5 protein-coding genes are annotated in these 4879 nt (G+C 65.0%); 2 read left to right on the top strand and 3 right to left on the bottom strand.

Going from position 1 to position 4879, the window contains the following annotated elements; genetic code table 11:
- Both VIR09_RS11515 and VIR09_RS11510 read left to right on the top strand, forming a co-directional pair.
- The coding region (locus VIR09_RS11515) for a FecR domain-containing protein (protein ID WP_332012991.1) at window positions 1-725 on the top strand (725 nt) is incomplete at its 5' end.
- A gap of 202 nt (window positions 726-927) precedes the next feature.
- Complete coding sequence (locus VIR09_RS11510) at window positions 928-3261, top strand: TonB-dependent siderophore receptor (protein ID WP_332012990.1); 2334 nt, start codon at window positions 928-930, stop codon at window positions 3259-3261.
- A 39-nt stretch (window positions 3262-3300) separates the two neighbouring features.
- Here VIR09_RS11510 and VIR09_RS11505 read toward each other — a convergent pair whose 3' ends face one another.
- The 3 genes from VIR09_RS11505 to VIR09_RS11495 all read right to left on the bottom strand — a co-directional run.
- Complete coding sequence (locus tag VIR09_RS11505) at window positions 3301-3801, bottom strand: hypothetical protein (protein WP_332012989.1); 501 nt, start codon at window positions 3799-3801, stop codon at window positions 3301-3303.
- Between the two features lie 199 nt (window positions 3802-4000).
- The gene (locus VIR09_RS11500; RefSeq protein WP_332012988.1) at window positions 4001-4624 is read right to left on the bottom strand and encodes a LysE family translocator; all 624 of its coding nucleotides are present in this window, start codon (window positions 4622-4624) and stop codon (window positions 4001-4003) included.
- Window positions 4625-4661: 37 nt separating this feature from the next.
- Window positions 4662-4879, bottom strand: a 218-nt coding sequence (locus VIR09_RS11495) for a hypothetical protein (protein ID WP_332012987.1), incomplete at its 5' end; no start/stop codon positions are given.

Below are 4879 nucleotides of genomic sequence, written 5' to 3'. Positions count from 1 at the left end.
GGTCCGGCCTGGGGGCCGCGGCGCTGTTCGGCGCCGGCGGCCTGCTGGCCTGGCGCATCCTGCCGGTCGAGCAGATGGCGGCGGGTTATCTGGCCGACTACCGCATGGGCACGGGCGAACGGCGCGAACTGTTGCTGGCGGATGGCACGTTGCTGTGGCTGGACAGCGCCAGCGCGGTAGACGTGACGGTGGACGCGGGCGGCCGGCATATCACCGTCCATGCCGGCGAAATCTTGATCGACACCGAACGCGCCGCCGCGGACTTGCCGCCCTTGCGGGTAACGACGCTGCACGGCACGGTGCGCCCGCTGGGGACGCGCTTTATCGTCAACCGGCAGGACGCGTCCACGCGCGTCGCGGTGCTGCGGCATGCGGTGGAGCTGCAGCCCGCCGGAGCGGGGGCGTCGCTGGTGCTGCAGGCAGGCGAACAGGGCGTGCTGGAAACATCGGCAGCCCGCCATGAAGGCGCCGTCACCGGCGAACCCGACGCCTGGACCCGCGGTTTGTTGATCGTGGACGACATGCAGCTGGGCGACTTCGTTGCGCAGCTGGACCGCTACCGTCCCGGCCGCCTGAGCTGTGACGAGGCGGTGGCGGCGCTACGCGTATCGGGCGCCTTTCCGATCGACGACACCGACCGCGCGCTGGCCGCGGTGGAACGCGCACTGCCCGTGCGTATCTCGCGGTTTACGCGCTACTACACCCGGGTCGTCGCCCGCGGCTGATTTATTTTCGCCTGGCATTGTCCTTTTTCCGTGCTCGTCCGACTTAGCAGGGATTACGTCGGATTTGATACACGGAAAACCTGAGCTTATGCCTTTCGCTACCTCCTTCCATCGCCATCCAGGTCCTCTTGCGCCGATCGCGGGCGCAGTCTTTGTCGCATTGATGGCGTTGGCATCGGCCCCGCCTGCAATGGCGCAGGGCATGCCGTCGGCCGATGCGGCCCGCTACTACGATGTGCCGGCCGGCCCCTTGGGTCTGGCGCTGAGCCGCTTTGCCGCCCAGGCGGGTGTGGTGCTGTCTTTCGATTCCCAATTGACGCAAGGCAGGCAAAGCGCCGGCCTGCGGGGCCAGTACGGCGTTGCCTCGGGGCTGACAGCCATGTTGTCGGGGACCGGGCTGGAGGCTGTCAGCCAAGGGGGAAACAACTATGGGCTGCGCCTCATCAGCGCGCAGACGCTTGCGCCCGTCGAGGTGTGGGGCTCGCGCGAACCTGCGCCCAGCGAAGGTTCGGGCTCGTATACCGTGGGTTTGTCCACCACCGCCACCAAGCTGCCGATGACGCTGCGCGAGACGCCGCAATCGGTATCGGTGATGACGCGCGAACGCTTGTCGGACCAGGGGCTCAATACGCTGGAGGACGCCATTGTCAACACGCCGGGCCTGGTTTTCAAGAAGAAAGGGTCGGCCGACGACAACGAAAAGGGCTTGTACGCGCGCGGCATGGAAGTCACCAATATGCAGGTGGACGGCGTTCCCGTGCACAAGGACTTCAATGCGCTGGGGCTGGATACCGCGCTGTATGACCGGATCGAAGTGGTACGCGGTTCGACCGGCCTGTTGAACGGCGCCGGCAATCCCGCGGCGTCGATCAATCTGGTGCGCAAGCGTCCGACCCGCGAGTTCGAGGCCGGCGTGGGAACGGCCATCGGCTCCTGGGACTATCGGCGCGCCGAATTCGATCTGGGCAGCCCGCTGGACGAAGCCGGCAAGCTGCGCGGCCGCCTGATCGGCGCGTGGCAGGAGGGCGGTTCGTTCATCGATCGCGTCAAGCAGGATTCGCAGTTGCTGTATGGCGTGATCGAGGCCGACCTGGCCGAACGCACGTTGCTCACCTTGGGTGCTGAGTATCAGCGCAAGCAGTGCACGGCGTGCTCGTACTTTGGTTTTCCTGCCGCTTACGCGGACGGTTCGAAAACGAATTTCCGCCAGCGCTTCAATTCGGCGACCAACTGGAGCCGCCAGGAACGCACGCGCTACAACGTGTTCGCCACGCTGGACCACGAGTTCGCGCCGCTGTGGAAGGGGTCGGTGACCGTATCCCGCACGGGAGACGACAATGACCGCACTTATGGCTGGTTCAGCAGCAACGGCTGGGCAGACCCGGCGACGGGCCGGGGCGCCTCGGTGTGGGTTGCAAAATGGCCCATCCCCAAAACGCAGAATGCGGTCGACGCAAGCCTGAGCGGCGCATTCGACGCCTTCGGCCGTCGACATGACCTGGTGGTGGGCGCAAGCGCCTCGCGCACCAGGGGCGACTACGACATGTATCCGCTTTGGACTGCGCCGGGCTACGACGCGAAGATTCCAGACATTCGCGACTGGAATGGCGACATGCCCGAGCCGGACTGGCAGAGCACGGGCAAGCGCTATTACACGGAGAAGCAGGCGTCGATCTACGGCGCGTTGCGCTTGCGTCCCACTGATGCGTTGTCCGTGGTGCTGGGATCGCGCGTGACCTGGTGGGACCAGCAGGCCTCGTACAACTACAACGACGGTTCATCCTACCCGGACGATATGCGGGAGCAGGGCGTCTACACCCCCTATGCCGGCGTGGTCTACGACCTGACCAGCACGGTGTCCGCGTATGCCAGCTATACCAGCATCTTCCAGCCGCAGCAGGCGCAGAGCGCGTCGGGCAGCGTGCTGGCCCCCATCAAAGGCAATACTTACGAGATCGGCCTGAAGTCAGCCCTGCTGGACGGCCGCTTGAATGCGGCGCTGGCCCTGTTCCGGACGCGCCAGGACAACTACGCCATGCTGGATGGCGACCGCTTGGCGCCGAACGGCTACAACGCCTACGTCGCCGCCGACGGCGCGGTCATGCGCGGCGTGGAAGCCGAAATCAGCGGCGAACTGACGCCGGGCTGGCAGATGCAGTTGTCCTATGCGTACGTGGACCGCCGCCTGCCGCAAGGGTTCACCACGCAAGTCGGCCTGCCGCGCCACATTGCCAAGCTGTATACCACCTATCGCCTGCCTGGCGACTTGAGCGCCCTGACGGTGGGGGGCGGCTTGCGCTGGGAAAGCGGAAGCGACTACACCAGCCGCGGCCCCGGTGGACAACCGTTCGAGTCGTCGCAAAGCGGCTATGCCCTGGTGGACCTGATGGCGCGCTATCAGTTCAGCCGGCAGTGGTCGGCGACCTTGAACCTGAACAACGTGTTCGACAAGAAATACTACGCAAGCACGAACGTATACAGCAACTATTACGGCGCGCCGTTCAGCGCCATGCTGGGCGTGAACTACAGGTATTGAGCGCAGGGCGGGCCAGGGCGGATGCTGTTTGCGCGCGTGTCAGCCGTGCTTGCCGAAACCGCCGCTGGCCCACTCCGATGCGCGCTGCACGCTCAGTTTGTACGTCGGTGCGACGTGGGTTTGGGCCAGTTGTTCGCCAGATTCATCGTAGGCGCTCAGCACGGCGTACGGCTCGTCTTCATCGGGGACGATATCCAGCTTGACGGTCAGGCGGCCGGCGGCGGCGTCGATTTTCACGCTCTTGTGCAGCGTCGCGTGCAATTGCTGTTCGTGGCGGCGCAGGACTTCCCGGGCGGTTTTGACCAGGGTGATGAAGGCGGGCGAGTCTAGCGGCTTGGGGTTCTTCTTGTCGCGGCCCATGGTCCACGGACCGACCAGGGCCGGCTCGGCCTCTCCATCCAGGGTCATCTCCACGGCCCAGCCGTCGTCTTCTTCATTCTTGATGATGCGGGCGGTCCAGCCGTCATCGCGCCACAGCGTGGCTTGCTGTTCCTTGCGGTCTTCGGGGGCATCAATATCCGGTATGCGGGTGTCGTTCACTGCTGGTTTTCTCCTGGATTCGTTTGCTCGGCAACCCATGATTGTGGCGCATCACGGCCTCCTGCCAAAATAGCGGGTGGCTTGGGCGGATGTTCAGCTGTCGCAGCGGGAACATGTAGCAGGAAATTCCGCACAGCAGGCCGCCGGAGACCACGGTTTCAGCCCGCAAGATACGCAAGCCACCTTGCGGAATATGTTCTCAGGGATTCCTGCGATAAAGCGCCAGAGAGCCGGCCAAGGCCAGCAATGCGCCGCCACAGGCGCGATCCAACCAGAGGGCGCCATCGCGCTTGAGCAAGCGGATCGCCTTGGCGCCAGCGGACGCATAGGTAAACATGGTGAGAAGGTTAATGGCCGAGAATACGGCCGCCAGCATGGCGTACTGCGGTATCTGGGGCGCCTGCGTGGAAATGAACTGTGGCAGAAAGGCCGAGAAAAACAGATAGCCCTTGGGATTGGTGACGGCGACCAGGAAGCTCCGCAGAAAGACGGAGCGACCGGTGGGCGCTTGCGTGGAAGACTCGGCGGGAAGCGTCACCGAACCGGACGACCGGAAGAGCCGGATACCCAGGTACGCAAGATAGACGACACCGATCCATTTGATGGCCGAGAACCAGAATTCGGAGGCCGCCAGCAAGGCGCCCAAGCCCAGCGCCACCGCGCTGATCAACACGAAATCTGCCAGCACCGCGCCCATCATGCCGGGCAGCGACGCGCGGACCCCGAGATTCGCGCCGTTGGCAAGTGCCAGCAGAACCGTCGGGCCGGGTGTCGCAATGCCCACGAAGGCAACCACGGCGAAAACGAGAAGCGTGTCAGTCATGCCCGGATTTTCCAGTTTGGTCGGTCGGTTGGCAAGTTCAGCTGGATTGCGGGGCGTCGCGGGTTCCGGCTGCCGTAGGAAACCGTTGCCATTGCGCCAGCGCCATCGCGACGGCGGCCACTACGCCCGCCGACAACATCGTGGCGGCAATGCCGGTCCTGGCGAGCAGCATACCGCCCAGCGTCGCGCCGCAGCCGATGGCGGCGTTGAGCACGGCAGTATGTCCGGCGGCGGCCGCCGTGGCCGCGTCGCCGG

The organism is Achromobacter sp. (genome assembly GCF_036567245.1).
GTDB lineage: Bacteria > Pseudomonadota > Gammaproteobacteria > Burkholderiales > Burkholderiaceae_B > Achromobacter.
This window is presented reverse-complemented; position numbering and strand designations above follow the sequence as displayed.